This is a genomic window from Bartonella rattimassiliensis 15908, from assembly GCF_000278215.1.
GTDB lineage: Bacteria > Pseudomonadota > Alphaproteobacteria > Rhizobiales > Rhizobiaceae > Bartonella > Bartonella rattimassiliensis.
This window is the reverse complement of record NZ_JH725068.1, coordinates 10,135-11,032: the sequence shown is the minus strand read 5'-3', so window position 1 is coordinate 11,032 and position 898 is coordinate 10,135. Positions and strand designations below refer to the sequence as shown.

At 34.7% G+C, this 898-nt stretch carries 1 protein-coding gene and 1 pseudogene; one reads left to right on the top strand and one right to left on the bottom strand.

The features are described from left to right. Positions 1–220, top strand: a pseudogene (locus MCY_RS09180) (hypothetical protein); the annotation flags it as partial. Positions 221–223: 3 nt separating this feature from the next. Here the strand turns inward: MCY_RS09180 and MCY_RS06600 are convergent. Further along, positions 224–685 (bottom strand): hypothetical protein, encoded by a 462-nt coding sequence (locus MCY_RS06600; RefSeq protein ID WP_007347589.1) that lies wholly within the window; start codon positions 683–685, stop codon positions 224–226. Positions 686–898 lie beyond the last annotated feature (213 nt).

Sequence of the window (898 nt, the reverse complement as noted above, 5' to 3'; positions counted from 1 at the left end):
ATCTGCTGATGATAAAGCAAGAGACAAATGGGTAGCATTCGCAACAGAGCAGTTTATCAACATGCAAGAGGCACTAAAAGAAGCCCAATGCCTCTGTAGACAGTATAATCTTTATGCAGCGCTACAGTACCTTGTGATAGAAGATCAAATGCTACCATATCTTGTGAATTCATTGCGTGCTGCTCTTAATGCGCTTCAAAAGTATTTTTACAAAAAATAACTATCAATAGAATATGAAGGGAATGGCAATAACAGCTAAGGCGGTCATTATTGTAAATAAAAACGCTGGAATCTTTAATCTAAATCGCCAGAGTATGTTAATCGGAAGAGACATTATGGTGATTATTATAAAGCCTATTACGAAGCATTGTATTATCCGAGCTTTTTTGAAACGACGTTCCAATATTTCTTCATAATGTTTTTCGTTAAGAGCAAATACTCTAAATTTAACTCCATTCTTTGCAACTATAATAGGCCCTGCTTCTTTTGAATCAACACAAGTAATAAAAGAAGATGGATTTTGTACATCACGCAAAACAGGAATTTGCCCGTCTGGACACAAAGCCTCAATATATTTACCATAGCTATAGTTATCATTCGTTAACGGTTTACTACTCACATGACCGGTGAACAAGATACTTATCATTCCGAATAAAGCAATTCTCTTTAAATACGATAATAACATTAGATTTTATCTTCTTTTTCATTGTTGCATCTTCACTTCATATCGATTCCCTTCGAATATATCAATATGTGTTATTTTTATGTTGACAAAGTGTAGCAAATCGTATTTAATGACATTACTGTACTTAGGCGTATTGTGTCTAGAGAGGGTTAAGTACAGTCCAAAATCCCCGCAAATGCGGGGTTTTTTATTATCGGGAGGGTGTATTTTATG